Origin of the sequence: Streptomyces sp. NPDC097107, from assembly GCF_044762405.1 — a bacterium.
GTDB lineage: Bacteria > Actinomycetota > Actinomycetes > Streptomycetales > Streptomycetaceae > Streptomyces > Streptomyces thinghirensis.
The window spans coordinates 202,780-225,753 of record NZ_JBIWEF010000001.1 but is presented as its reverse complement, the minus strand read 5'-3'; the positions used below and the strand labels follow the sequence as shown (position 1 = coordinate 225,753).

Below are 22,974 nucleotides of genomic sequence, written 5' to 3'. Positions count from 1 at the left end.
GGGGCGGCGCTCTTCAGGCCCACGATACGTCCCGCCCCGCCCGCACGCAGAGCGCCGGACGGCTCCGCGCCCACGGTGTTCCGGCCGTGGCGGCGCACGCCCCCGGGGCGAGGCGGCGGCGGTCCATCAGGCGAGGGCCAGCACGTACGCCACCGCCGCCGCGGCCGAGGCGGCCGTGCGTACGTGATTCCACCCCGTCCACTCGCGCACGTACGAGGGCCACTGGGCGGTCGCCTCCGCGGTACCCGGCTCCAGCCGGAGCAGCGTGGTGTTGCGCGGCACGTTGGCGGCCGCGGTCACCCCGAACGACCCGAACAGGTACAGCGCGCTGCCCAGCAGCAGCTCCACCGCGGCTCCGTCCGGCCACCGCACGAACGTCACCACGGCGATCACCGCGGTCAGCAGCGCCGTCCCCAGGAAGACGAGCATGAAGGCAGGCCGCACCGCGGCCGTGTTGATCGCGTTCATCGCGGCGACTCCCTGCGCGGGCGGGAGCGCCGCGAGCCCCCGCATGACGAAGGTCGAGAACGCGCAGAAGGCGCCGGCCGTCAGACCGGTCCCGAGCACGCCCAGCACTGTCAGCACGAAGTACGGTCCGTCGGTCATGTCGCGTCAGCTCCCACCCGTCGCGTCGATGCCCGCTCGGCACCGTCGGCCATCGATCTCCCCAAGTCAACCTCCGCACGGCCACGGTGACCATGGCCCACCGGCGCGAGCGCATGCGCGAGCGTCCAGGCGGGCGGACCGGCGGCTGACGCATCATGGGCAGGTGCGACTGGAAGCGATCACCTGGGACAGGCTCGGCGACCTGCTCGCCGAGCGCCTGCTCGACCTCGAACCCGCCGACGGCAGCGCCTGGCCGCGCGTCGCCTTCGACGCTGCCCCGGCAGCCCGCCCCGGCGACCTCGCCGAGCGGGTCTCCGAGGCGCTGCGCGTGCGCGGCCGCCCCTCCCTCGTCGTCGGGGCGGAGGGCTTCCTGCGCCCCGCTTCCCTCCGCCTCGAATACGGGCATCAGGACGTCGAGTCCTACTACAACGGCTGGCACGACACCGGCGCCCTGTGGCGCGAGGTCTTCGACCCCCTCGGGCCCGGTGGCGACGGGCGCGTGCTGCCCGACCTGTGGGACCCGGTCTCCGACCGCGCCACCCGCAGCTCCTACGTCCGCCTCCCACCCGGCGGCGCCCTGCTGCTGCACGGCCCCTTCCTGCTGCGCCACTGGTTCCCCCTCGATCTGAGTGTCCACCTGGTCCTCGGCCCCGGCGCTCTGCGCCGCCGAACCCCCGAGGCCGAGCACTGGACGCTGCCCGCCTTCGAGCGCTACGAGGACGAGACCGACCCCTCCGGCACCGCCGACGTCCTCGTGCGCGCCGACGATCCACGGCATCCCGCGTGGAACGGCTGACGCGGGGGCGTGCCGCGGCAGACCATGAGCTTCTCGGCCTGAGCGGCCCGGCCCGTCGTCAGAGCCAGCCGTTGCGCCGGAAGCCCCGGTGCAGTGCCAGGCACGCGACGGCTATCACACCGATGACCAGGCCGTAGCCGTACCGCCAGCGCAGCTCGGGCATATGGTCGAAGTTCATGCCGTACACCCCGCACACCATCGTGGGCACCGCGACGATCGCGGCCCAGGCGGTGATCTTCCGCATGTCCTCGTTCTGCGCGACCGTCACCCGGGCCAGGTGCGCCTGGAGGATGGAGTTGAGGAGTTCGTCGAACGCCGCGATCTGCTCCGTGGCCCGCAGCAGATGGTCGGCCACGTCGCGGAAGTAGGCCTGTATCTCCGGCTCGACCACTCGGACCGGCCGTGTGGCCAGCTCCTCCAGCGGCCGGCCCAGCGGTATCACTGCCCGCCGCAGTTCCAGGAGTTCACGCTTGAGCTGATAGATCCGCCCCGGATCGACCCGCGCGCCGTGCTCCGCGAACACTTCCGTCTCGACCTGGTCGATGTCCGCCTGGACCGCCTCGATGACGCTCAGGAACTCGTCCACCACGTGGTCCGCGATCGCGTGCAGCACAGCGGACGGCCCCTTGGCGAGCTGTGCGGGATCGGACTCCAGCCCTTCCCGCAACGGCCCCAGCGAGCCGTGCCGCCCGTGCCGCACGGTGATCACGAAGTCCCGGCCGACGAACACCATGATCTCGCCGGTGCCCACCACCTCACTTGTGGCGGTGAGCTCCTCGTGCTCCACGTAGCAGACCGTCTTGAACACGGAGAAGAGCGTCTCTCCGTACCGCTCCACCTTGGGGCGCTGGTGGGCCTCGATCGCGTCCTCGACCGCCAGCGGGTGCAGGTCGAAGAGGTCCGCGACACCCGCGAACTCCTGGTCCGTGGGCTCGTGCAGGCCGAGCCAGACGAAACCGGCCCCGTGTCCCCGCATCCGTTTCACCGCGTCGACCGGATCACCGCCCTCGGGAGTGCGGACACCGTCCCGATAGGTCACGCAGTTCACCACCGAGGAACCCAGCGGGGAACGGGCGGGATGGCTCAGGTCCACACGCGGGCGCCGCCGGGCCAGCCTGGCCGCCTTGCGGAGGCCGCCCACCCCTCCCAGGCCCGTGACCTTCCGCAGATTCCCTGCCATCGTCATCCGTGTCTCCTCGCGTGGGTCCCCTCGCGCCGTGCTTCCCGCGCCTTGGCGAGCCAGTCTGCCAGGCCGGCGTCAGCCGCGGACGAGCCTGTGGGTACGGAGCGTTCCGCTTTGTTCCCGGCTGTGGACAGGGCGTTCGGACGCGGACGCGCATCGCCCCGGCCATCCCCGAGAGCCGCCGCGCCGGAGCGTCGACTGCTTCGGGCAAGCCGGACAACTGGGATGATCGCCGCATGACGCGAACCGACGGATACCTCCTCGACAACCGGCAGGCCGAGGCGGCGGAGCGCTTCGAGGCCTTCGCCACCCTCTTCGACCCCACGACGTTCCGGCACCTCCAAGCGCTCGGCGCCGGCCCCGGCTGGCGCTGCTGGGAGGTCGGGGCCGGAGGCACCTCGGTGGTGTCCTGGCTCGCCAAGAGGGTGGGACCGACGGGCCGGGTCCTCGCGACCGACATCGACACCTTTCGAATCGCTCCGGCCGGCCGGCCTCCGGTCGAGGTGCGCGTGCACGACGTGGGCGCCGAGGACCCGCCGGGGGAGGGATTCGACCTGGTGCACGCCCGGCTCGCGCTCGTCCATGTCCCGGACCGGGACAGGGCGTTGCACTCAATGGTCAAGGCCCTGCGTCCCGGCGGCCGCCTCCTGGTCGAGGACGCCGACCCCGCGCTGCAGCCCCTGCTCTGTCCCGACGAGCACGGTCCCGAGCAGCAACTGGCGAACCGGCTGCGGCACGGCTTCCGCCAGCTGCTGGCCCATCGCGGCGCCGACCTCTCCTACGGCCGTCGGCTCCCGCGTCTGCTCCGGGAGGCCGGGCTGCGCCACGTGGAGGCCGATGCCTACTTCCCGGTCACCTCACCCGCGTGCGCCGCCCTGGAGTCCGCGACGGTCCGTCAGGTCCGCGACCAGTTGGTCGCCGCCGGGGTAGCCGGCCACGAGGACATCGACCGCCACCTCGCGAACGTCGCGTCCGGCAGGATGGACCTCGCGACGGCCCCGATGATCTCGGCGTGGGGCCGCAAGGTGTAGGGGAGCGGGCCCCGGCCGCCCCGGGACGTCCACCCCCCGGCCGACAGCAGCGTCCCTCTCCACCCCACATCTGCCTACGGTCAGTCCGTCGCCCGTGGAGGCCTCCCGCCCACCCGCTCGACCGCCCGCGCTCCCGCCCGGCACCCCGCAGCCGTCGCCTCCTCGGGCCCCGCGCCCGTGAGCAGTGCGGCGAGGAACGCGCCGGTGAAGGCGTCACCGGCGCCCGTACTGTCCCGCGGCGACGCAGGGTCGGCGGGGACCCGCGCCCGCACGGTGCCGGACCGGGCCACCAGGGCACCCTCCGCGCCCTGCTTGACGATCACCAGCGGGCCAAGCCGGCTCAGCTTGGCCGCGGCGTCCGCCGCGTCGGGCAGCCCGGTGAGCAGGCACGCCTCGTCCCGGCTGGGCAGCAGCACGTCCACCCCTCCGACCAGGTCCAGGAAACGGGCGACGCCCAGCTCGGTGAGGAACCCGGCCGACGCAGGATCCAGGCTGACCGGCACCCCCCGCGCGCGTGCCGCGGCCAGGGCGACCGGCACCAGGGCACGGCTCGGCTCCGAGAACAGGAGGTAGCCCGACAGGTGCAGCCGGGCGACGCCGTCGAGCAGCGTGTCCGACCAGTCGCCGGGCCCGAGCCGCAGCGACGCCCCGCTGTCCGTCAGGAACGTCCGCTCAGCCGAGGCACCCGTGTCGACCAGGCAGATCACCGTCCCCGTCGGGGCCACCTCGTCGACGACCAGAAGAGGACGCACGCCACGGGTCACCAGCTCACGCTCGTGCCAGGCCGCCGCGTCGGTGCCGACCCGCCCCAGCAGCCGTACGTCCCGGCACCCTCCGTACGCGGCCCAGCACGCCACGTTGGCACCCGCCCCGCCGGGCAGTCGGCGGATCGAGGCGGCCGTGTCCGTGCCGGAGGCCAGCGGCCCCCGGTGCCGGGCGACGACGTCCGTGACGACGTCCCCGACGACCAGCAGCGCGCCTTGCGGCCCCGTGGTCATGCCCCGGCCCAGGCCGTCGCGACGCGGGCCGCCAGCCGCACGTTCGCGCGCACCGCGGCCAGGTTGGCGCTCAGCGAAGCCCCGTCGGTGTGCTGTACCAGGTAGTCGAGCAGGAACGGCGTGACCGCCTGACCCGTGACCCCTGCCTCCTCGCAGGCGTGCAGGGCGTCGGCGAGCACCCGCGCGTGCAGCGCGGGATCGAGTTGATCCTCCTCGGGGACGGGATGGGCGACCACGAGCGCGGACTGCGGCCCACCGAGCGCGTCCTGCGCCCGCATGACCGTCGCCACCTGCTCCGGGGCGTCCAGCGTCCAGTCCACCGGATGCCCCGAGTCGGACAGGTAGAAGCCGGGGAAGCGGTCCGTACCGTAACCGGCCACCGCGACACCCAGCGTCTCCAGCCGCTGCAGGGTCGCCGGCACGTCCAGGATGGACTTCACACCCGCGCAGACCACCGTGATGCGGGTGCGCGCCAGCAGGCCCAGGTCGGCCGACTCGTCCTGTGTCACCGTCCACTCCCGGTGCACGCCGCCCAGCCCTCCGGTGGCGAACACCCGGACGCCCGCCAGGGCCGCCAGCTGGGCGGTCGCCGAGACGGTGGTCGCCCCGCTCGCTCCGGCGGCCACCGCGAGCGGCAGGTCGCGGTGGCCCAGCTTGCGGATGCCGTCCTCGTTCGCGACCCGCTCCAGCTGCTCCTTGTCCAGGCCGACATGGGGACGCCCGTCCAGCACGGCGATGGTCGCCGGTACGGCGCCCTCCTGCCGTACGGTCTCCTCCAGGTCACGCGCCACCAGCAGATTGCGCGGGCGCGGCAGCCCGTGTGCGATGATCGTGGACTCCAGCGCCACCACGGGTTGACGCGCGTCGATCGCCGCCCGTACCTCTTCCGACACCATCAGCATCACGCGCCTGCCTCCTGTCCGTCGGTTCTCCCTCATCTCTGGCGGGTGGAGGACCGGGCCAAACCCCTCAAGGGCCCCAGCAGGAGTCTTGCGGTCCTCCGGGAAGACCACGAGCCTGGGCACCATGACGCACAACACGACACGTCTCGACCATGTCGTCCTCTGGGTGCGCGACCCGGTCGCCGCCGCCCGTTTCTACGAGAAGGCCCTGGGGCTGGAACCCCTGCGGGTCACCGAGTACACCGCGGGGACCGTGAGCTTCCCCTCCGTGCGCCTCAACGACGAGACCATCCTCGACCTGGCGCCACACTCCCTGGCGGAACGCATGCGAGTGGTCCCCGGCGCCGACGGCAGTGCGGGCCATCCCGTCAACCACGTCTGCCTGTCCCTGTCACCGCACGACTTCGAGGCCCTGCGCGCCCGACTTGAAGAGCAGGCCATTCCGGTCTCGGACCTGGCGTACGACTCCTACGGCGCCCGAGGTCCAGCCCGGCGCAGCTTCTACTTCGGCGACCCGGACGGCAACATCTTCGAGGCTCGGCACTACGAGTAGCCGCGCCGGGCCCCGGGCGGCCGACCTCAGAACAGCGGCTCGGGCAGCACGCCCTCGAGCGCGAGCAACTGTCGCTTGGTGCCCACGCCGCCCCCGAACCCGCCGATGCCGCCGTCGCTCTCGACGACCCGGTGGCACGGCACGACGACCGGCAGCGGATTGGCCCCCATCGCCATGCCCACCGCCTGTGCGGCGCCCGGCCGGCCGACCCGGTCGGCGAGGTCGCCGTACCCGACGACCGAGCCGTAGGGGACGCCGGACGCCAGCTCGCGCAGTACCTCCCGGTTGAAGCCCGAGATCAGCGACCAGTCCAGCGGCAGGTCGAAGTCCCGCCGCCGGCCCCCGAAGTATGCCTCCACCTGCCGTGTCGCCTCGGAAAGCAGCGGCGAGCCGGGCGCCTCGACGGGCTCCGTGCCCAGCCGGGCGGCGAGCCCTTCGAGTGCACGGTCGCGCGCGGCGTCGGTGGCGTGGAACACGACATTGACCAGTCCGTCGCGGGTGGCGGCCAGCAGCAGCGGACCGATGTCGGTGCCGACCACGGTCCACACGACCTGCCGTTCGTACAGCCCACGGGTGTCCATGCGCCAACGGTAAGGCCGGCCGCTGACAACGCCCGGGACAGCGGCGGACGCGACCGACCCCTGTCCCGGGCCTGCCGGGTCACCGGCCGGCCGAGTCCTCGTCCTCGCCGACGGCGTCCCGCACCACGTCGGGCTTGTTGGTGATGATGCCGTCGACGTCGTACCCGGCGACCCGCCGGGCGGTGGCCGCGTCGTCGACCGTCCAGGTGAGGACCTCCATCGGCCTGCCGTGCGGCCCCGTGAACGCGTGCACCGAGGAGACGTAGCTCCTGGAGAGGGAGCCGTGCGAGGGGTTGATCTGGTCGGTGAACTCCGCGTACGCGGGCAGGTCCGACACCGGCGGCTTGCCGAGGAACCCGGTCTTGACGGCCGGCTTGAGATCGTGGACGGTCCGGACGCTGTCCGCACTGAAACTCTGCACGACCAGTCGGCCGGCCACATGGCGCCGGTCGAGCCAGCCCTCGTTGGCGAGGACCTTGAGGGTCTGCTGCTCGATGCCCGGGTACAGCTGGGGGTTCTTCAGCTCCAGCAGCAGCTTCTGGTGGTTGTGCTCCACGCGGTCCACGTACTGCTTCAGCGTCGGCACGCGCGCGCCCGCGTACTCGGACCCGAACCAGCTCCCCGCGTCCAGCCGCGCGATCTCCGCCGCGGTGAAGTCCTTCACCTTCCAGGGCGAGCGGTCGGGGAAGACCTCCTCCACGTCGGTCGTGCGCCGCAGAGTGTCGTCGTGGAGGACGACGAGCTCGCCGTCCTTGGTGCGCTGGACGTCGTTTTCCACCCAGCGGATGCCCATCTCGGCCGCCTTGTCGACGGCGGCCAGCGTGTTCTCCGGCGCGTACCCCGAGGCGCCCCGGTGGGCGACGACCGAGGGACCGTCGTCCCCGCTCTGGGCGGTCCTGGCGTGCGAGAGCGGAGTGAGCAGGGCGACTCCCAGGAGCGCGGTGGTCGTGACGGCAACTGCGCGCGCGTGCATGCGTACTCCTCGCGTCGAGCGATCACGGACAGCACCACTGTGACACCAGAGAGTCAACGGGAGAGGGGTGCAGAATGGCCACAGGCTGAATGGAGTCGCTCAACTCCGCTCACCGGGGCCCCACAAGTGGGTCAAGGCCGTGTTTCTTTGCCGGAGAATCGTTCGACCATTCCGGTGGGAGTCATACTCTCTGCCTCGACCCTGACCGCTCGCGCGGTCCTGGGAGGGGGCGCACATCAGGCAAATTCCGGGACGTAACCGGGGTGCAAGAAGGCGGAAGGGCAGCCGCACATATGCAAGGCACGGTCGAGGGATTCAGCTACGGACTCGTCACACCGCTGGTGGCCTACCTCATGGCCTGCCTCGGCGGTGCCCTCGGTCTGCGCTGCACCACCAGGTCCATGCGGGTCACCCGGTCCTGGCGCCCGGCGTGGCTCGCGCTCGGCTCGGCGGCGATCGGCTCCGGCATCTGGACCATGCACTTCATCGCCATGATGGGGTTCACGATCGAACACACGCCGATCCGCTACGACTGGCTGATGACCTTCGCCAGCCTGGCCGTCGCCATCGTGATGGTGGGCGTCGGGATCTTCATCGTCGGCTATCGGGGCGCGCGAGGAACGGCCCTGTTCACCGGCGGCACGATCACCGGCCTGGGCATCGCGTCGATGCACTACCTGGGTATGGCCGGGATGCGCCTGGACGGGCAGCTGACGTACAACACGTTCACCGTGGCCGTGTCCGTCGTCATAGCCATGGCCGCCGCCACCGCCGCCGTGTGGGCGGCCGGACAGGTCCGGGGGTTCCTGTGGAGCGTCGGCGCCAGCCTGGTCATGGGGCTGGCCGTCACCGGCATGCACTACACGGGCATGGCCGCCCTCGAGGTCCACCTCCACGGCACGGCCGATCCCTCCACGGGGGGCTCGGCCGCGGAACTGCTCGCCCCCATGCTCATCGGCCCCCTGGCCTTCCTCCTCCTCGCCGGCGTCGTGGTGATGTTCGACCCGCTGATGGTCACGGGGAGGGCCGCCGAAGTCCCCGTCGAACGGAAGCCGGGCGTCCCCGCCCACCCCGAGGCACCGCGCACGGTGTGCCGCCCTCCGCACCACCCCGCCCACCACGCGCGCCGCCCGCTCGTCCGGCGTTCCCGAACCCCGCAGAACCGCTGATCCGGACCGGTTGTCAGTGCGGGGTCGTACGGTGGAACCCATGCGGCCCGTTACCCAGATCGAACGCACGGTGGCGCCCTTCGAGGTCGTCAGCCCCTACCAGCCGAACGGCGACCAGCCGGCGGCCATCGCCGAGCTCGCCCGGCGTGTCGAAGCAGGCGAGAAGGACGTCGTCCTGCTCGGCGCGACCGGCACCGGCAAGTCCGCCACCACCGCGTGGATGATCGAGAAGCTCCAGCGCCCCACCCTCGTGATGGCGCCGAACAAGACGCTGGCCGCCCAGCTGGCGAACGAGTTCCGCGAGCTGCTGCCCAACAACGCCGTCGAGTACTTCGTCTCGTACTACGACTACTACCAGCCCGAGGCGTACGTCCCGCAGTCGGACACCTACATCGAGAAGGACTCCTCGGTCAACGAGGAGGTGGAGCGCCTCCGCCACTCGGCGACCAACTCGCTGCTCACCCGCCGTGACGTCGTCGTGGTCGCCTCCGTCTCCTGCATCTACGGCCTCGGCACCCCGCAGGAGTACGTGGACCGCATGGTCCCGCTCCGGGTGGGTGAGGAGCACGACCGGGACGAGCTGCTGCGCCGCTTCGTGGACATCCAGTACACGCGCAACGACATGGCGTTCGCCCGCGGCACCTTCCGGGTGCGCGGCGACACCATCGAGATTTTCCCGGTCTACGAGGAGCTCGCGGTCCGCATCGAGATGTTCGGTGACGAGATCGAGGCCCTGTCCACGCTCCACCCGGTCACCGGCGAGATCATCAGTGACGACCAGCAGCTGTACGTCTTTCCCGCCTCCCACTACGTCGCGGGCCCCGAGCGCCTGGAGCGGGCGGTCAACGACATCGAGAAGGAGCTGGTGGAGCGGCTGACCGAGCTGGAGAAGCAGGGCAAGCTCCTGGAGGCCCAGCGACTGCGGATGCGCACGACGTACGACCTCGAGATGCTCCGCCAGATCGGCTCCTGCTCCGGCGTCGAGAACTACTCCATGCACTTCGACGGCCGTCTGCCCGGTTCCCCGCCGAACACCCTGCTGGACTACTTCCCGGACGACTTCCTGCTCGTCATCGACGAGTCGCATGTCACCGTCCCGCAGATCGGCGCCATGTACGAGGGCGACGCCTCCCGCAAGCGGACCCTGGTCGACCACGGCTTCCGGCTGCCCTCCGCCCTCGACAACCGTCCACTGAAGTGGGAGGAGTTCCAGGGACGTATCGGACAGACCGTGTACCTGTCGGCGACCCCGGGCACCTACGAGCTCTCCCGCTCGGACGGCGCCGTCGAGCAGATCATCCGCCCCACCGGCCTCGTCGACCCGGAGGTCGTCGTCAAGCCCACCGAGGGGCAGATCGACGACCTGGTGCACGAGATCCGCAAGCGGACCGAGAAGGACGAGCGCGTCCTGGTCACCACGCTCACCAAGAAGATGGCCGAGGACCTCACCGACTACTTCCTGGAACTCGGCATCCAGGTCCGCTACCTGCACAGCGACGTCGACACCCTGCGCCGCGTCGAACTCCTGCGTGAGCTGCGCGCCGGCGAGTACGACGTCCTGGTCGGCATCAACCTGCTCCGCGAGGGCCTCGACCTGCCGGAGGTCTCCCTGGTGGCGATCCTCGACGCCGACAAGGAAGGCTTCCTGCGCTCCGGCACCTCCCTGATCCAGACCATCGGCCGTGCGGCGCGCAACGTCTCGGGTCAGGTCCACATGTACGCCGACAAGATCACGCCGGCGATGGAGAGGGCGATCGACGAGACCAACCGCCGCCGCGAGAAGCAGGTCGCGTTCAACAAGGCGAACGGCATCGACCCTCAGCCGCTCCGCAAGAAGATCAACGACATCGTCGCGCAGATCGCCCGCGAGGACATCGACACCGAGCAGCTGCTCGGCTCGGGCTACCGCCAGTCGAAGGACGGCAAGGCCGCCAAGGCCCCCGTGCCCGCCCTCGGCGGCCAGGCGGCGGCCGGCGCCAAGTCGGCCAAGGGCAAGGGCAAGGGCAAGGGCACCGTGCCGACCGACCGCCCCGCGGCGGAGCTCGCCGAACAGATCGAGGACCTCACCACCCGCATGCGGGCGGCCGCCGCGGGCCTGCAGTTCGAGATCGCGGCCCGGCTGCGGGACGAGGTCTCCGAGATGAAGAAGGAGCTGCGTCAGATGAAGGAGGCCGGTCTGGCCTGATGGCCCGCACGGGCACGCGCTGTGTTGCAAGACCGACACAAAGTGCGGACCTGGGTGGGGCGTTGTCAGTGTCCCTGCGTAGGGTTCTGGACAACCGCGGGTCCGCGGCAACAGGGGACAGTTCGAGAGGGGATCAGCGCGTGACCGTCAACATGACCAAGGGTCAGGCCATCAGTCTGCAGAAGAGCGACGGCGGCAGCCTGACGTCGGTGCGCATGGGTCTCGGCTGGCAGGCGGCTCCCCGGCGCGGCCTGTTCGGCTCGCGCACCCGGGAGATCGACCTGGACGCCTCCGCCGTGCTGTTCGCGGACAAGCAGCCGGTCGACGTCGTCTTCTTCCGCCACCTGGTGAGCGACGACGGCTCGGTGCGCCACACCGGGGACAACCTCGTCGGCGGTGTCGGCCAGGGCGGCGACGACGAGGCGATCCTCGTCGACCTGCAGCGCGTCCCGGTCCACATCGACCAGATCGTCTTCACCGTGAACTCCTTCACGGGCCAGACCTTCCAGGAAGTGCAGAACGCGTTCTGCCGCCTGGTCGACGAGACCAACGGCCAGGAGCTCGCCCGCTACACGCTGGCCGGTGGCGGCGCCTACACGGCCCAGATCATGGCGAAGGTGCACCGCGCGGGCCAGGGCTGGGCGATGACCGCCATCGGTTCCCCGGCCAACGGCCGCACCTTCCAGGACCTGATGCCGGCGATCCTGCCGGTCCTGTAGCGGGCCGGCGGGTAGCGGCCGGCCCCGTGAGCAGGACCGGTCGGCGCACGGCACATCACGAGTGACGCACCGAGTGACACAGGGGGAAGGCGATGACGGCCGAGCTGACGCGGGGACAGAACCACCCGCTTCCCCGGACCCGTCTCGAGATCCGGGTCTCGGCCGGCACACCGATCGTCGCCGGAGCGACGCTTGGTGACGAGAGCGGCAGGGTCCACGGCGTGGAATGGGTGGCCCACCCGGGCACGCCCGCCCTGCCTGGTCTCGAGGTCTCCCGGCAGGCGGCCGCCGACCATCGTCTCGCGGTGGACCTGGACGCCGTGCCGGACGCGGTGCACCGCGTCAGTGTGCTGCTCGCCCTGCCCGCCGACGGGACGGGACCGGGCCGCTTCGGGGCCGTCGCCGCCCCCTTCGTCGCCGTCACGGGCCTCGACGGTGACGAGGTAGCCAGTTACACCATCACCGGCCTCGAGGCCGAGTCGGCCGTCGTCGCGCTGGAGCTCTACCGGCGGCAGGGTGCCTGGAAGGTGCGCGCCGTCGGTCAGGGCTACACGGGCGGCCTCGCCGAACTCCTGACCGACCAGAGCCTGCCCCAGGCCCGTGAACTCGCCCGCGGCATCCAGGAGGCGGTGGCCGGCGGCCTGGCCCGTTCGGTGCCGGCGCCCCCGGCACGGACGGCCGACGGCAACCGCTCCCGGCAGGCCGCCACCCCGGCGCACGGTACGGACCACGGCGCCGCCGCATCCCAGGGCACCCCCGGCACCGTGCCCCCGGTGTCCCCGTACGACGCCCAGGGTGTGTCCGTCCCGCGGACGCCCGGCGTTCACGCACAGCACGACGGCACACACCAGCCGTACCCGGCCGGAGCGGGGGACTCCGCCGCCGGCCAGTCGTCCGCGCCCACCGGCGGCGGCCCGATCGACTACAGCCACCCGCGCCGGCAGGGCGCCGCTCCGCCTCCGCCCCCACCGACCGCGCCCCCGGCCGCGCCCGGGCAGCCCGCGCGGCCCGTCGCGGGCGACGCCACCGGCTGGTCCATGGAGGAGCGGCTCTACAACCAGGTGTGGGGCATGTTCGAGGACCTGGCCCGCACCACGGCGGCGTACCGCAGCGCCGTCGACTTCGCCGACTCGCGCATGGAGAAGGAACTCGACCAGGTCCTGTCCGATCCGCGCAACCGGATCGGCGGTCAGGGCGACGCCGCCCGGGAAGTGGCGCGCGCCCGGCACACCCAGCTCGTGTCCCAGGCCCAGGAGGCCCTGGACCGGGACATCGCTCAGCTCGCCACCGAGGCGGATGTGGTCGAGCCCGCCCTGCCGGCGGCCTACGCGCGCTGGGACAACCCCGTCTGGCACGCCTACCGCGTACCCATGGAGATCCCCATGGCCGTGCGGCTGGGCGACCTCCATCTCCCCGAGGCGGACCGCATACGCATCCCGCTGCTGGTCCGGTTGCCGCTGGAGCGTGGCCTGTGGATCGACAGCGGGCGTTCCGCCTCGCTCGACGGTTCGCTCGCCGACTCGCACGAGATGCGGCGCCTGGGTCTCGAGACGGCGGTCGCGCACGCGGCGAGGCTGCTCGCCGTCTATCCGGCGGGCGAGTTCACCGTGCACGTCATCGACCCGGCCGGATCAGGGGCGCAGGCACTGGCCCCGCTGGTGCAGACCGGAGTGCTCGCGGCCCCGCCCGCCCTGGGAGCCGCCGGGACGGCGGACGTTCTCTCCCGCCTCACCCAGCGCGTCGACCTGGTACAGATGGCGTTGCGCGGAGGCGCCCCCGACGCGCTTCCACCCGGCCTCGACACGTCCCAGCAGCTCCTGATCGTCAACGACTTCCCGCACGGCTTCGACGACCGCGCGGTGAACCAGCTCCGCTATCTCGCCGACGAGGGGGCGGCCGTGGGCGTCCACCTGATGATGGTCGCCGACCGTGAGGAGTCAGCCGGGTACGGGCCGTTGCTCGACCCGCTGTGGCGCTCGCTTCTCCGGCTGACGCCGGTGGCCGACGACCACCTCGCCGACCCGTGGGTCGGGCATGCCTGGACGTACGAGCCCGCGCTCGTGCCCCCCGGCAGCCAGGTGCTCCGGCAGGTGCTCACCCAGGTCGCCGCAGCCCGCCGTCCGTGGGATCGGTGACCCTCTCCGAGCTGGTGTTTTGAGCTTAATTTGCGAATCTCTTTACCATCCCTTGGGGAATGGGGTAGTGTCCTCCGTACGGAGGGGAGTACTCCCTGTCTGTGCGGCGTACCCGTCAATACGGATCAGGCCAGATCCCGGGGCGTCGGCCCGTGGGTTCCGAACGCGTCTTGCGTCCCGGACCCGGGTGGAAGAGACCTCCGGCAGCGACGACGCTGACATTTGCCGTGTGACGTACTGCCGGAGGCGTAGTAGTGGAAGTTTCCCTGACCCTGTGGGTCCTGACCATCGTGGGCCTTGCCGCCCTGATCGGGGCCGACTTCTTCATCGGCCGCAAGCCGCACGACGTATCGATCAAGGAAGCCGGGATCTGGACGGCCGTCTGGATCGCCCTCGCGGGCCTCTTCGGAGTCGGCCTGCTCGTCTTCGGCGGCGGACAGCCGGCCGGCGAGTTCTTCGCGGGCTTCATCACCGAGAAGTCCCTGAGCGTGGACAACCTCTTCGTCTTCATCCTGATCATGGCGAAGTTCGCGGTGCCCTCGCAGTACCAGCAGCGAGTGCTCCTCATCGGTGTCCTCATAGCCCTGGTCCTCAGGGCCGTCTTCATCGCGGCGGGTGCCGCGATCATCGCCAACTTCGCCTGGGTCTTCTACATCTTCGGCGCCTTCCTCATCTACACCGCCTGGAAGCTCATCCAGGAGGCGCGGGCCGACGAGGACGACGAGGAGTTCGAGGAGAACAAGCTCCTCAAGGCCGCCGAGCGCCGCTTCGGCGTCGCCGACCGGTACCACGGCACCAAGCTGTGGATCGAGGAGAACGGCAAGCGCATCATGACCCCGATGCTGGTCGTGATGCTCGCGATCGGCACCACCGACGTGCTCTTCGCACTCGACTCCATCCCGGCGATCTTCGGTCTGACCCAGGACCCGTACATCGTGTTCACGGCCAACGCGTTCGCCCTGATGGGGCTGCGTCAGCTGTACTTCCTCCTCGGCGGCCTGCTGCGGAAGCTGGTGCACCTCTCGTACGGTCTGTCGGTGATCCTGGGCTTCATCGGCATCAAGCTGGTGCTGCACGCCCTGCACGAGTCCGGGGTCCACGTCCCCGAGATCAGCATCCCGGTCTCGCTCGGCGTGATCTGCTCCGTCCTGATCGTCACTACGATCACCAGCCTTCGGGCCTCCAAGAAGGCCGAGGCGGAAGCGGCGGTCACCAAGGACGACGACGCTTCGAAGGACAGCGTCGAGGCCTGACCACGTACCCCCGGCCGGGTGCGGTGGGGGACCAGCACCGGGAGCGGCGAGCGGCGAAGAACCGCCCGCCGCTTCCTGCGTGCCACCGCAGCCGGCTGAACGGGTCGCCCGGCCCGCGTGACAGAGAACGCGAGGCCCGTCGCCCTGTGCGACGAGCTCCGCAGGGTCACCCGTCCCAGGGCGCTCATCAGGTTTCGGACGACCGCCGCATCTACGGCCTGTTCATGGCATCCCTCACGGTGCGGCAACGCGACTGCGTGCAGATCAGCCGTGCCACGCCCCTGCAGGGGAGGCGTCCACCTGGTGCTGTCCGCGGCGTATCCGGAACTCGCGGCCAACCCGTAGACACGCGGACGCAGACGGGGCGAGCGGTCAGTACGTGACGGTGATGCGCCGGTCGGGCCCGTCGACCCGTACGGTGCCCCCGTACGGGATGACGACCTGCGGATCGGTGTGGCCGAAATCCACGTCGAAGACGATCGTGGCCTCGGGCGCGTAGGTCCGCATAGCCCGGAGTACCGCCTCATGCTGCTCCGCCGCGTACCGGGCGGCTTCGTCGGGGCTGTTGGGACGTTCGAACGACCACGTCTTCGGGCGGGCCATCAGCAGCGCGGAGAAGCGGCGGAGCAGCCCGCGCTCGCCCATGTTGCGCAGGGTGCGGAAGACCTCCGTGGCGCTCGGCATCTCCTCGGACGTCTCCAGGATCAGCACACCGCCGTCGTACTCCGCCGGGTCGCGGGCGATCTCGCGGTCGGCCATCAGCAGCCAGGCGAGGATCTCCAGGCAGCCGCCCCAACTGCGGCCCTCGGCCACCCGGTCGGCGTTCACCCAGGACCAGCCCGACCCGGGCCGGGATCCGGGTTCCTCGTCGAAGGTCGCCGGGTCGGCCCAGTCACGGTTGACGTCGTTCCACCGCTCGGCGGGCCGCAGCTCGTACGGCCCCGAGGTGAACAGCGCCGCGCGCAGGGAGTCGGCGGTCTGCGGATGCATGGCACCGGGACGCCCCAGCTCGACCATGACACTCGCGCCGTGGTAGCCGACGATGCCCGTGCTGCGCAGGTAGGCGAGCAGGTTCGTGTTGTCGCTGGTGCCGAAGAACGGCTTCGGATTGGCCCGGATCAGCTCCTGGTCCAGCAGCGGCAGCACGGTGATCTGGTCGTCGCCGCCGATCGACGCGATCACGGCCTCGATGCCGGGGTCGGCGAAGGCCGCGTGGATGTCGGCGGCCCGCTCACCGGGCGTCGAGCCCATCTTCCGGGTGGCCGGTTACTCCACCGGCTCCAGGCCGTACTCCTTGCGCAGCCGTTCCAGGCCCAACTCGTAGGGGCGCGGGAAGAGTCCAGGCAGTCCGGAGGAGGGGGATATCACCGCGACACGGTCGCCGGGCGAGGGCTTGGGCGGATACGCGATCGGGGTCATGCACGGAGGGTACGGCCGGCCGGATCATCGGCGCACCGTGATAAACCGGGGTTCGAGCAGCGGTCGCGCGAAGGCCGCCGCACCCCGAACGGACCGGAGGAACCGTGCCCCGCAACCTGGCCAACGCCCCGATCATGATCCTCAACGGCCCCAACCTGAACCTGCTGGGTCAGCGTCAGCCGGAGATCTACGGCTCCGACACCCTCGCCGACGTCGAGGCCCTGTGCGTGAAGGCGGCGACGGCACACGGCGGCACGGTGGACTTCCGGCAGTCCAACCACGAGGGCGAACTCGTCGACTGGATCCACGAGGCCCGGCTGAACCACTGCGGGATCGTGATCAACCCCGCCGCCTACTCGCACACCTCCGTCGCGATCCTGGATGCGCTCAACACCTGCGACGGGCTGCCGGTGGTGGAGGTGCACATCTCCAACATCCACCAGCGCGAGTCCTTCCGCCACCACTCCTACGTCTCGCAGCGCGCCGACGGGGTGATCGCGGGATGCGGTGTGCAGGGGTACGTGTTCGGTGTGGAACGGATCGCGGCGCTGGCCGGGGCTGGACAGGCTCGGACCTGAGACGCCGGGGCGCCGGTCGACGGCGGGAACCGGGGGACCGGCGGCCCGTGAACGCGTCGCAGGCGCACGCGGCAGTCACCGGCCGCGTGCGCGCCACTCCGGCAGATGCGGCCGTTCCGCGCCGATCGAGGTGTCCTTGCCGTGCCCGGGGTAGATCCACGTCTCGTCCGGGAGCACGTCGAAGACCTTGGTACCGACATCATGGATCAGGCTCGCGAACGCCTTCGGATCGTCGTGCGTGTCGCCCCACACCGCCAGGGAACAAGCGCTTCCGCGTCGACCTCCGCCCGAGGCAGCACGGGCGGGGTAGCAATGGCTGGCTGAGCTGGCCTACCCGGACCAATCGGGCCACGGGCGCCCGCCCCGGAGGTCGCGGAGGGCGAGTGACCGCCGGGCCCGCTGCCGTGCAGGCCGCGGCGGATCTCCGGACACGGAAAGGGCCCGCGCGACCGGTCTCGGGTCGTGCGGGCCCTTGCGCTGTGCGGGTGGGAGACGGGCCGCTTCACCTGATGGCGCGGCCTTGCCGCCCGCCGCGGAGGGAGGGAACCGCTAGTAGCGGAGGTCCTTCTGCTCGGTGATCAGGCGCCCGGCGATGTGCAGGTTTCCTTCGGAGTCGAGCACCGCGATGATCTTCTTCCTCGAGCCGTGATGGGTCGTGAAGTAGATCTTGTCCGCCTCCTGCGAGGTGGAGTAGTTCGAGTTCACGGACAGCTCGATGCTCACAGGGGAGCTGATGAGCACGTCCTTCTTGGGCGAGTTCGGGTAGGTCTGGTTCTGCCGCAGCTTGACGCGGCCGTGCGTGTCCCCCTCGTCCCAATCCGTTGCCACTCCGAGATCGATGTCAGCCATGCGACTTCCCCCTTCAGCACCGGTGAATGGGCCTTCAGCACGGGCCGCTGCGGGGCGCTCGAACCATGGCCGAATCTATGCGGATAGCGCATGTACCGTCACTGGAAGTTCTGCGTGTGACTGGATTTCTGCCCCAACGGTCTTGAATCAGCGTTCAAGCCAATCAAGGGAGGAAACGCCCGGAAATCGCCGTGACAGCCGAGGATTCGCTGATCTGTCCGGTTGTGCGGGCTCCCTGCTGTGCCGGGGCCGCGGCCGTCCCTGACGTTCTCGCGGACGCCGACGCGCACGGGTGCGGTCGGCTGTGCGGGATGTGTCGTGGCTACCAGCCTCGCGCGCGCCACTCCGCCAGGTGGGGCCGCTCGTCGCCGAGCGTGGTGTCGTTGCCGTGGCCGGGGTAGACCCAGGTCTCGTCCGGCAGGGCGCCGAACACCTTGGCCTCCAGCCCGTCCATCAGGGAGTTGAACTCCTCCGGCTGTGTTGTCCGTCCAGGACCGCCGGGGAAGAGGCAGTCCCCGGTGAACACATGGGGGTGTCCGTGCGGGTCGTCGTACACCACGACGATGGAGCCCGGAGTGTGCCCGACCAGGTGGCGCGCGGTGAGTTCCACCTGCCCCACCCGGATCGTGTCGCCGTCGTCCACCGGGACGTCGGTCGGCACCGGGATGCCCTCGGCGTCGTGCCGGCCCGCGTAGGTGCGGGCGCCGGTGGCCGCGACGACGTCGGCGAGCGCCTGCCAGTGGTCGCCGTGCCGGTGGGTGGTGACGACGGAAGCGAGGCCGCCGTCACCGATCGTGCCGAGCAGTGAGTGCGCGTCGTTCGCGGCGTCGATCAGCAACTGCTCGTCGGTGGCCCGGCAGCGCAGCAGATAGGCGTTGTTGTCCATCGGGCCGACCGCGACCTTGGTGATCATCAGGTCCTTGAGCTCGTGCACGTCGGCGGGGCCACCGACCTGCACCTGTCCGCTGTACGTCATGTACGCCAGCCTAGCGCCGGGGAGGTGGCCCGCAGGCCGCCGTCCCGGGCTACAGCGGCGGCAGTGACGGCAGCGGGCCGCCCTCCGCCGACAGCGCGGTCCCCTCGCGGCGCCCGGCGAGCCAGCCGAGCAGGTCGGCCGGGGGACCGGTGACGGTCACCTCCGGGGCGCTCGCCCCCCTGCCCGTGCTCCACGCGCGCGTGCCGTCCGTGAGGCGGGTGGGCGGCACGTCCGGGTGCCCGGCGAACCGGGCGGCCAGGAATTCGGTCTCCCGCTCCGTGAACTCCGCCGGAAGATCCTCCAGCTCGTACCCGATGCCCAGGTCCACGTGGTGCAGCTCCACCTCGACCCAGCGCCGGAACGGCACCCGGGAGGCCGAGTCGGTGATCCCGTTGCGCAACACCACCGTGCGCGACCAGTCCCCGGGCACTGCCCAGGCGTCCTGCAACCGGGCAGCGCTCTCTCGGACGTCGGCGAGCTGGGCGTCCAGCGGGCGCGGGGCGCCCCGCTCGATGTCGGCGTCCCGGGCCTCGCCGGAGACGTACATGGTGCGTCCTTCGAAGACGTTCACGAGGGCGTCCGCGTTACGGGCGAGGTGGGCGAGGACGTGGCCGCGGGTCCAGCCCGGAAGCCGTGACGACTCCGTCACGGACGCGTCGTCCAGTTTCCCGACCGCGGTGAGCAGCCGCTCGGTAGCGTCACGTACAGACGCCAGGTCATGCGCGTGATCAATCATGGTGCTGACCCTAGACCGCGCCACACCTTCGGGTGAAGACGATGGACGACCCCCGCAAATCGAATGCACGTGCTATATGGTCGGAGGCGGCGTCGGGCATGCTGGGGAGTCGGGGTTTGTTGGCAACCGGTGAATCCGACCGGCGTTGTCAGTGGCTCCCCCTAGTCTGAGAAAGACGGGGGCCTCGCCCCTGTCACTTCTCTCAAGAAAGGTGCGGACCGGCGTGGCCGACCGTCTCATCGTCCGTGGCGCGCGCGAGCACAATCTGAAGAACGTCTCGCTCGACCTGCCTCGTGACTCGCTCATCGTCTTCACGGGCCTGTCCGGGTCGGGCAAGTCCTCCCTGGCCTTCGACACCATCTTCGCCGAGGGCCAGCGGCGCTACGTGGAGTCACTCTCCTCCTACGCCCGGCAGTTCCTCGGCCAGATGGACAAGCCGGACGTCGACTTCATCGAGGGCCTCTCCCCGGCGGTCTCCATCGACCAGAAGTCGACCTCGCGCAACCCTCGCTCCACGGTCGGCACCATCACCGAGGTCTACGACTACCTGCGCCTGCTCTTCGCCCGCATCGGCAAGCCGCACTGCCCCCAGTGCGCCCGGCCGATCACGCGCCAGTCGCCGCAGGCCATCGTCGACAAGGTCCTGGAGCTGCCGGAGGGCAGCCGCTTCCAGGTGCTTTCGCCCTTGGTGCGCGAGCGCAAGGGCGAGTTCGTCGACCTCTTCGCCGAACTCCAGACCAAGGGCTACTCCCGCGCGCGGGTCGACGGCGAGACCATCCAGCTCTCCAACCCGCCCACGCTGAAGAAGCAGGAGAAGCACACCATCGAGGTGGTCGTCGACCGCCTCACGGTGAAGGACACCGCCAAGCGCCGCCTCACCGACTCCGTGGAGACCGCCCTCGGCCTCTCCGGCGGCATGGTCGTGCTCGACTTCGTCGACCTCCCCGAGGACGACCCCGAGCGCGAGCGCATGTACTCCGAGCACCTGTACTGCCCGTACGACGACCTGTCCTTCGAGGAACTGGAGCCCCGCTCCTTCTCCTTCAACTCGCCCTTCGGTGCCTGCCCCGACTGCTCCGGCATCGGCACCCGCATGGAGGTCGACCCGGAACTGATCGTCCCGGACGAGGACAAGTCCCTCGACGAGGGCGCCATCCACCCCTGGTCGCACGGGCACACCAAGGACTACTTCGGCCGCCTCATCGGTGCCCTGGCGGACGCCCTGGGCTTCCGTACGGACATCCCCTTCGCGGGCCTGCCGCTGCGCGCCCGCAAGGCCCTGCTGTACGGCCACAAGACCCAGGTCGAGGTCCGCTACCGCAACCGGTACGGACGCGAGCGCCGGTACACCACGGCCTTCGAGGGCGCGATCCCCTTCGTCAAGCGCCGGCACAGCGAGGCCGAGAGCGACGCCAGCCGCGAGCGCTTCGAGGGCTACATGCGCGAGGTGCCCTGCCCCACCTGTGAGGGCACCCGCCTGAAGCCGCTCGTCCTCGCGGTCACCGTCATGGGCAAGTCGATCGCCGAGGTCTCGGCGATGTCCATCAGCGACTGCGCGGACTTCCTGGGCGAGCTGAAGCTCAGCGCCCGCGACAAGAAGATCGCCGAGCGCGTGCTGAAGGAGGTCAACGAGCGGCTGCGGTTCCTGGTCGACGTCGGCCTGGACTACCTCTCGCTGAACCGCGCGGCCGGCACCCTCTCCGGCGGCGAGGCCCAGCGCATCCGCCTGGCCACCCAGATCGGCTCCGGACTCGTCGGCGTGCTGTACGTCCTCGACGAGCCGTCCATCGGCCTGCACCAGCGCGACAACCACCGGCTGATCGAGACCCTCGTCCGGCTCCGCGACATGGGCAACACCCTCATCGTCGTCGAGCACGACGAGGACACCATCAAGGTCGCCGACTGGATCGTCGACATCGGCCCCGGCGCCGGCGAGCACGGCGGGAAGGTCGTGCACAGCGGCTCCCTCAAGGAGCTGCTCGACAACGCCGAGTCGCAGACCGGCCTGTACCTGTCCGGCAAGAAGGCCATCCCGCTGCCCGACATCCGGCGCCCGCGCGACCCCTCCCGGCAGCTCACCGTGCACGGCGCCCGTGAGAACAACCTCCAGGACATCGACGTGTCCTTCCCGCTGGGCGTGTTCACGGCCGTCACCGGCGTCTCGGGCTCCGGCAAGTCGACCCTGGTCAACGACATCCTGTACACGCACCTGGCGCGCGAGCTGAACGGCGCCCGGAGCGTTCCCGGCCGGCACACGAGCGTGGACGGCGACGACCTCGTCGACAAGGTCGTCCACGTCGACCAGTCGCCCATCGGCCGCACCCCGCGATCGAACCCGGCGACGTACACCGGCGTCTTCGACCACGTCCGCAAGCTGTTCGCCGAGACGACCGAGGCGAAGGTCCGCGGCTACATGCCCGGCCGGTTCTCCTTCAACGTCAAGGGCGGCCGCTGCGAGAACTGCGCGGGCGACGGCACGATCAAGATCGAGATGAACTTCCTGCCGGACGTCTACGTCCCGTGTGAGGTCTGCCACGGCGCCCGGTACAACCGGGAGACCCTGGAGGTCCACTACAAGGGCAAGTCCATCGCCGACGTCCTGAACATGCCGATCGAGGAGGCGACCGACTTCTTCGAGGCGGTCCCCGCCATCTCCCGGCACATGAAGACGCTGAAGGACGTCGGCCTCGGCTACGTCCGGCTCGGCCAGTCCGCGACCACCCTGTCCGGCGGCGAGGCCCAGCGCGTCAAGCTCGCCAGCGAGCTGCAGCGCCGCTCCACCGGGCGCACGGTCTACGTCCTCGACGAGCCGACCACCGGTCTGCACTTCGAGGACATCAGCAAGCTGCTGACCGTCCTGTCCGGCCTGGTCGACAAGGGCAACACGGTCATCGTCATCGAGCACAACCTCGACGTGATCAAGACCGCCGACTGGGTCGTCGACATGGGCCCCGAGGGCGGCGCCGGTGGTGGCCTGGTGGTCGCCGAGGGCACGCCCGAGCAGGTGGCCGGCGTTCCCGCCAGCCACACCGGCAAGTTCCTCCAGGAGGTCCTCGGCGCCGACCGGATCAGCGACGCGGTCACGGTGAAGACCCCGCGCAAGGCGGCGAAGACGGTGGCGGCCAAGACCACCGCCAAGAAGACCGCCACCAAGTCGGTCACCGGCACGGCCGCGAAGAAGACCGCCGCCAAGGCGGCCAAGAAGGCCCCCGCGAAGGCCACCAAGCCCGCCGCGAAGAAGACGACGCGGACGAGCAAGGCCTGAGCCGAAACCGCGCCGGCCCCACGGACGGTCCCGTGGGGCCGGCGCGGCGTTCACACGGCCGACGCGC

19 protein-coding genes and 2 pseudogenes are annotated in these 22,974 nt (G+C 70.7%); 10 read left to right on the top strand and 11 right to left on the bottom strand.

The window, feature by feature from the left end; translation table 11 throughout:
• Positions 1 to 126: 126 nt before the first annotated feature.
• Positions 127 to 606 (bottom strand): DUF1772 domain-containing protein, encoded by a 480-nt coding sequence (locus ACIQ1J_RS01090; RefSeq protein ID WP_403553003.1) that lies wholly within the window; start codon positions 604 to 606, stop codon positions 127 to 129.
• A 163-nt stretch (positions 607 to 769) separates the two neighbouring features.
• Here ACIQ1J_RS01090 and ACIQ1J_RS01085 point away from each other — a divergent pair, with 163 nt between their 5' ends.
• On the top strand, positions 770 to 1,402 hold the full coding sequence (locus ACIQ1J_RS01085; RefSeq protein WP_403553001.1) for a uridine kinase: 633 nt from the start codon (positions 770 to 772) through the stop codon (positions 1,400 to 1,402).
• Between the two features lie 58 nt (positions 1,403 to 1,460).
• Here ACIQ1J_RS01085 and ACIQ1J_RS01080 read toward each other — a convergent pair whose 3' ends face one another.
• Entirely contained in the window at positions 1,461 to 2,588 is a 1,128-nt protein-coding gene (locus tag ACIQ1J_RS01080; RefSeq protein ID WP_403552999.1) for a magnesium and cobalt transport protein CorA, read from the bottom strand.
• A gap of 233 nt (positions 2,589 to 2,821) precedes the next feature.
• On the opposite strand from ACIQ1J_RS01080, the gene ACIQ1J_RS01075 reads away from it, so the two are divergent.
• A complete protein-coding gene (locus tag ACIQ1J_RS01075) occupies positions 2,822 to 3,616 on the top strand; it encodes a methyltransferase (protein ID WP_403552997.1) in 795 nt (264 codons plus the stop codon).
• 80 nt (positions 3,617 to 3,696) lie between these two features.
• On the opposite strand, the gene ACIQ1J_RS01070 is transcribed toward ACIQ1J_RS01075, so the two are convergent.
• Both ACIQ1J_RS01070 and ACIQ1J_RS01065 read right to left on the bottom strand, forming a co-directional pair.
• Positions 3,697 to 4,614, bottom strand: coding sequence for a carbohydrate kinase family protein (locus tag ACIQ1J_RS01070; RefSeq protein WP_403552995.1), 918 nt, complete (start codon positions 4,612 to 4,614; stop codon positions 3,697 to 3,699).
• Positions 4,611 to 5,519 (bottom strand): pseudouridine-5'-phosphate glycosidase, encoded by a 909-nt coding sequence (locus ACIQ1J_RS01065; RefSeq protein ID WP_403552993.1) that lies wholly within the window; start codon positions 5,517 to 5,519, stop codon positions 4,611 to 4,613. Before ACIQ1J_RS01065 ends, ACIQ1J_RS01070 begins: the two co-directional genes overlap by 4 nt.
• Before the next feature lie 121 nt (positions 5,520 to 5,640).
• Between ACIQ1J_RS01065 and ACIQ1J_RS01060 the strand changes: the two genes are divergently transcribed.
• Complete coding sequence (locus tag ACIQ1J_RS01060; protein ID WP_403552991.1) at positions 5,641 to 6,069, top strand: VOC family protein; 429 nt, start codon at positions 5,641 to 5,643, stop codon at positions 6,067 to 6,069.
• 26 nt (positions 6,070 to 6,095) lie between these two features.
• On the opposite strand, the gene ACIQ1J_RS01055 is transcribed toward ACIQ1J_RS01060, so the two are convergent.
• Together ACIQ1J_RS01055 and ACIQ1J_RS01050 are read right to left on the bottom strand one after the other, a co-directional pair.
• On the bottom strand, positions 6,096 to 6,650 hold the full coding sequence (locus tag ACIQ1J_RS01055; RefSeq protein WP_403552989.1) for a methylated-DNA--[protein]-cysteine S-methyltransferase: 555 nt from the start codon (positions 6,648 to 6,650) through the stop codon (positions 6,096 to 6,098).
• A gap of 79 nt (positions 6,651 to 6,729) precedes the next feature.
• Positions 6,730 to 7,623, bottom strand: a complete 894-nt coding sequence (locus ACIQ1J_RS01050) for a glycerophosphodiester phosphodiesterase (protein WP_403552987.1) — start codon at positions 7,621 to 7,623, stop codon at positions 6,730 to 6,732.
• Between the two features lie 293 nt (positions 7,624 to 7,916).
• Between ACIQ1J_RS01050 and ACIQ1J_RS01045 the strand changes: the two genes are divergently transcribed.
• The 5 genes from ACIQ1J_RS01045 (at position 7,917) to ACIQ1J_RS01025 (ending at position 15,084) form a co-directional block, all read left to right on the top strand.
• The gene (locus tag ACIQ1J_RS01045) at positions 7,917 to 8,792 is read left to right on the top strand and encodes an MHYT domain-containing protein (protein WP_403552985.1); all 876 of its coding nucleotides are present in this window, start codon (positions 7,917 to 7,919) and stop codon (positions 8,790 to 8,792) included.
• A gap of 40 nt (positions 8,793 to 8,832) precedes the next feature.
• Entirely contained in the window at positions 8,833 to 10,977 is a 2,145-nt protein-coding gene (gene uvrB, locus ACIQ1J_RS01040; protein ID WP_403552983.1) for an excinuclease ABC subunit UvrB, read from the top strand.
• A 140-nt stretch (positions 10,978 to 11,117) separates the two neighbouring features.
• Positions 11,118 to 11,696: a TerD family protein gene (locus tag ACIQ1J_RS01035; protein WP_121746441.1), complete on the top strand. Its 579-nt coding sequence runs from the start codon at positions 11,118 to 11,120 to the stop codon at positions 11,694 to 11,696.
• Between the two features lie 92 nt (positions 11,697 to 11,788).
• A complete protein-coding gene (locus ACIQ1J_RS01030) occupies positions 11,789 to 13,831 on the top strand; it encodes a TerD family protein (RefSeq protein ID WP_403552980.1) in 2,043 nt (680 codons plus the stop codon).
• A 254-nt stretch (positions 13,832 to 14,085) separates the two neighbouring features.
• A complete protein-coding gene (locus tag ACIQ1J_RS01025) occupies positions 14,086 to 15,084 on the top strand; it encodes a TerC/Alx family metal homeostasis membrane protein (RefSeq protein WP_210959183.1) in 999 nt (332 codons plus the stop codon).
• A gap of 372 nt (positions 15,085 to 15,456) precedes the next feature.
• Here ACIQ1J_RS01025 and ACIQ1J_RS01020 read toward each other — a convergent pair.
• Positions 15,457 to 16,503 (bottom strand): annotated as a pseudogene (locus ACIQ1J_RS01020) (S66 peptidase family protein).
• Positions 16,504 to 16,607: 104 nt separating this feature from the next.
• On the opposite strand from ACIQ1J_RS01020, the gene aroQ reads away from it, so the two are divergent.
• Entirely contained in the window at positions 16,608 to 17,081 is a 474-nt protein-coding gene (gene aroQ / locus ACIQ1J_RS01015; RefSeq protein ID WP_210959185.1) for a type II 3-dehydroquinate dehydratase, read from the top strand.
• 75 nt (positions 17,082 to 17,156) lie between these two features.
• Here aroQ and ACIQ1J_RS01010 read toward each other — a convergent pair.
• From ACIQ1J_RS01010 to ACIQ1J_RS00995, 4 genes and pseudogenes are all read right to left on the bottom strand, one after another.
• Positions 17,157 to 17,346 (bottom strand): annotated as a pseudogene (locus tag ACIQ1J_RS01010) (MBL fold metallo-hydrolase); the annotation flags it as partial.
• Positions 17,347 to 17,630: 284 nt separating this feature from the next.
• On the bottom strand, positions 17,631 to 17,930 hold the full coding sequence (locus ACIQ1J_RS01005) for a DUF6342 family protein (protein ID WP_403552977.1): 300 nt from the start codon (positions 17,928 to 17,930) through the stop codon (positions 17,631 to 17,633).
• A 322-nt stretch (positions 17,931 to 18,252) separates the two neighbouring features.
• Positions 18,253 to 18,906, bottom strand: coding sequence for an MBL fold metallo-hydrolase (locus tag ACIQ1J_RS01000; protein WP_210959193.1), 654 nt, complete (start codon positions 18,904 to 18,906; stop codon positions 18,253 to 18,255).
• A gap of 49 nt (positions 18,907 to 18,955) precedes the next feature.
• Positions 18,956 to 19,642, bottom strand: a complete 687-nt coding sequence (locus tag ACIQ1J_RS00995) for a maleylpyruvate isomerase family mycothiol-dependent enzyme (protein ID WP_403552975.1) — start codon at positions 19,640 to 19,642, stop codon at positions 18,956 to 18,958.
• Positions 19,643 to 19,865: 223 nt separating this feature from the next.
• Here ACIQ1J_RS00995 and uvrA point away from each other — a divergent pair, with 223 nt between their 5' ends.
• The gene (gene uvrA / locus ACIQ1J_RS00990) at positions 19,866 to 22,907 is read left to right on the top strand and encodes an excinuclease ABC subunit UvrA (RefSeq protein WP_403552973.1); all 3,042 of its coding nucleotides are present in this window, start codon (positions 19,866 to 19,868) and stop codon (positions 22,905 to 22,907) included.
• Positions 22,908 to 22,974: the final 67 nt, after the last annotated feature.

What these genes read in the sequence shown, in the direction of transcription:
- ACIQ1J_RS01090 (WP_403553003.1), bottom strand. Translation starts at nt 606, where the DNA reads ATGACCGACGGACCGTACTTCGTGCTGACAGTGCTGGGCGTGCTCGGG.
- ACIQ1J_RS01080 (WP_403552999.1), bottom strand. Translation starts at nt 2,588, where the DNA reads ATGACGATGGCAGGGAATCTGCGGAAGGTCACGGGCCTGGGAGGGGTG.
- ACIQ1J_RS01075 (WP_403552997.1), top strand. Translation starts at nt 2,822, where the DNA reads ATGACGCGAACCGACGGATACCTCCTCGACAACCGGCAGGCCGAGGCG.
- ACIQ1J_RS01070 (WP_403552995.1), bottom strand. Translation starts at nt 4,614, where the DNA reads ATGACCACGGGGCCGCAAGGCGCGCTGCTGGTCGTCGGGGACGTCGTC.
- ACIQ1J_RS01060 (WP_403552991.1), top strand. Translation starts at nt 5,641, where the DNA reads ATGACGCACAACACGACACGTCTCGACCATGTCGTCCTCTGGGTGCGC.
- ACIQ1J_RS01055 (WP_403552989.1), bottom strand. Translation starts at nt 6,650, where the DNA reads ATGGACACCCGTGGGCTGTACGAACGGCAGGTCGTGTGGACCGTGGTC.
- ACIQ1J_RS01050 (WP_403552987.1), bottom strand. Translation starts at nt 7,623, where the DNA reads ATGCACGCGCGCGCAGTTGCCGTCACGACCACCGCGCTCCTGGGAGTC.
- ACIQ1J_RS01045 (WP_403552985.1), top strand. Translation starts at nt 7,917, where the DNA reads ATGCAAGGCACGGTCGAGGGATTCAGCTACGGACTCGTCACACCGCTG.
- uvrB (WP_403552983.1), top strand. Translation starts at nt 8,833, where the DNA reads ATGCGGCCCGTTACCCAGATCGAACGCACGGTGGCGCCCTTCGAGGTC.
- ACIQ1J_RS01030 (WP_403552980.1), top strand. Translation starts at nt 11,789, where the DNA reads ATGACGGCCGAGCTGACGCGGGGACAGAACCACCCGCTTCCCCGGACC.
- ACIQ1J_RS01005 (WP_403552977.1), bottom strand. Translation starts at nt 17,930, where the DNA reads ATGGCTGACATCGATCTCGGAGTGGCAACGGATTGGGACGAGGGGGAC.
- ACIQ1J_RS01000 (WP_210959193.1), bottom strand. Translation starts at nt 18,906, where the DNA reads ATGACGTACAGCGGACAGGTGCAGGTCGGTGGCCCCGCCGACGTGCAC.
- ACIQ1J_RS00995 (WP_403552975.1), bottom strand. Translation starts at nt 19,642, where the DNA reads ATGATTGATCACGCGCATGACCTGGCGTCTGTACGTGACGCTACCGAG.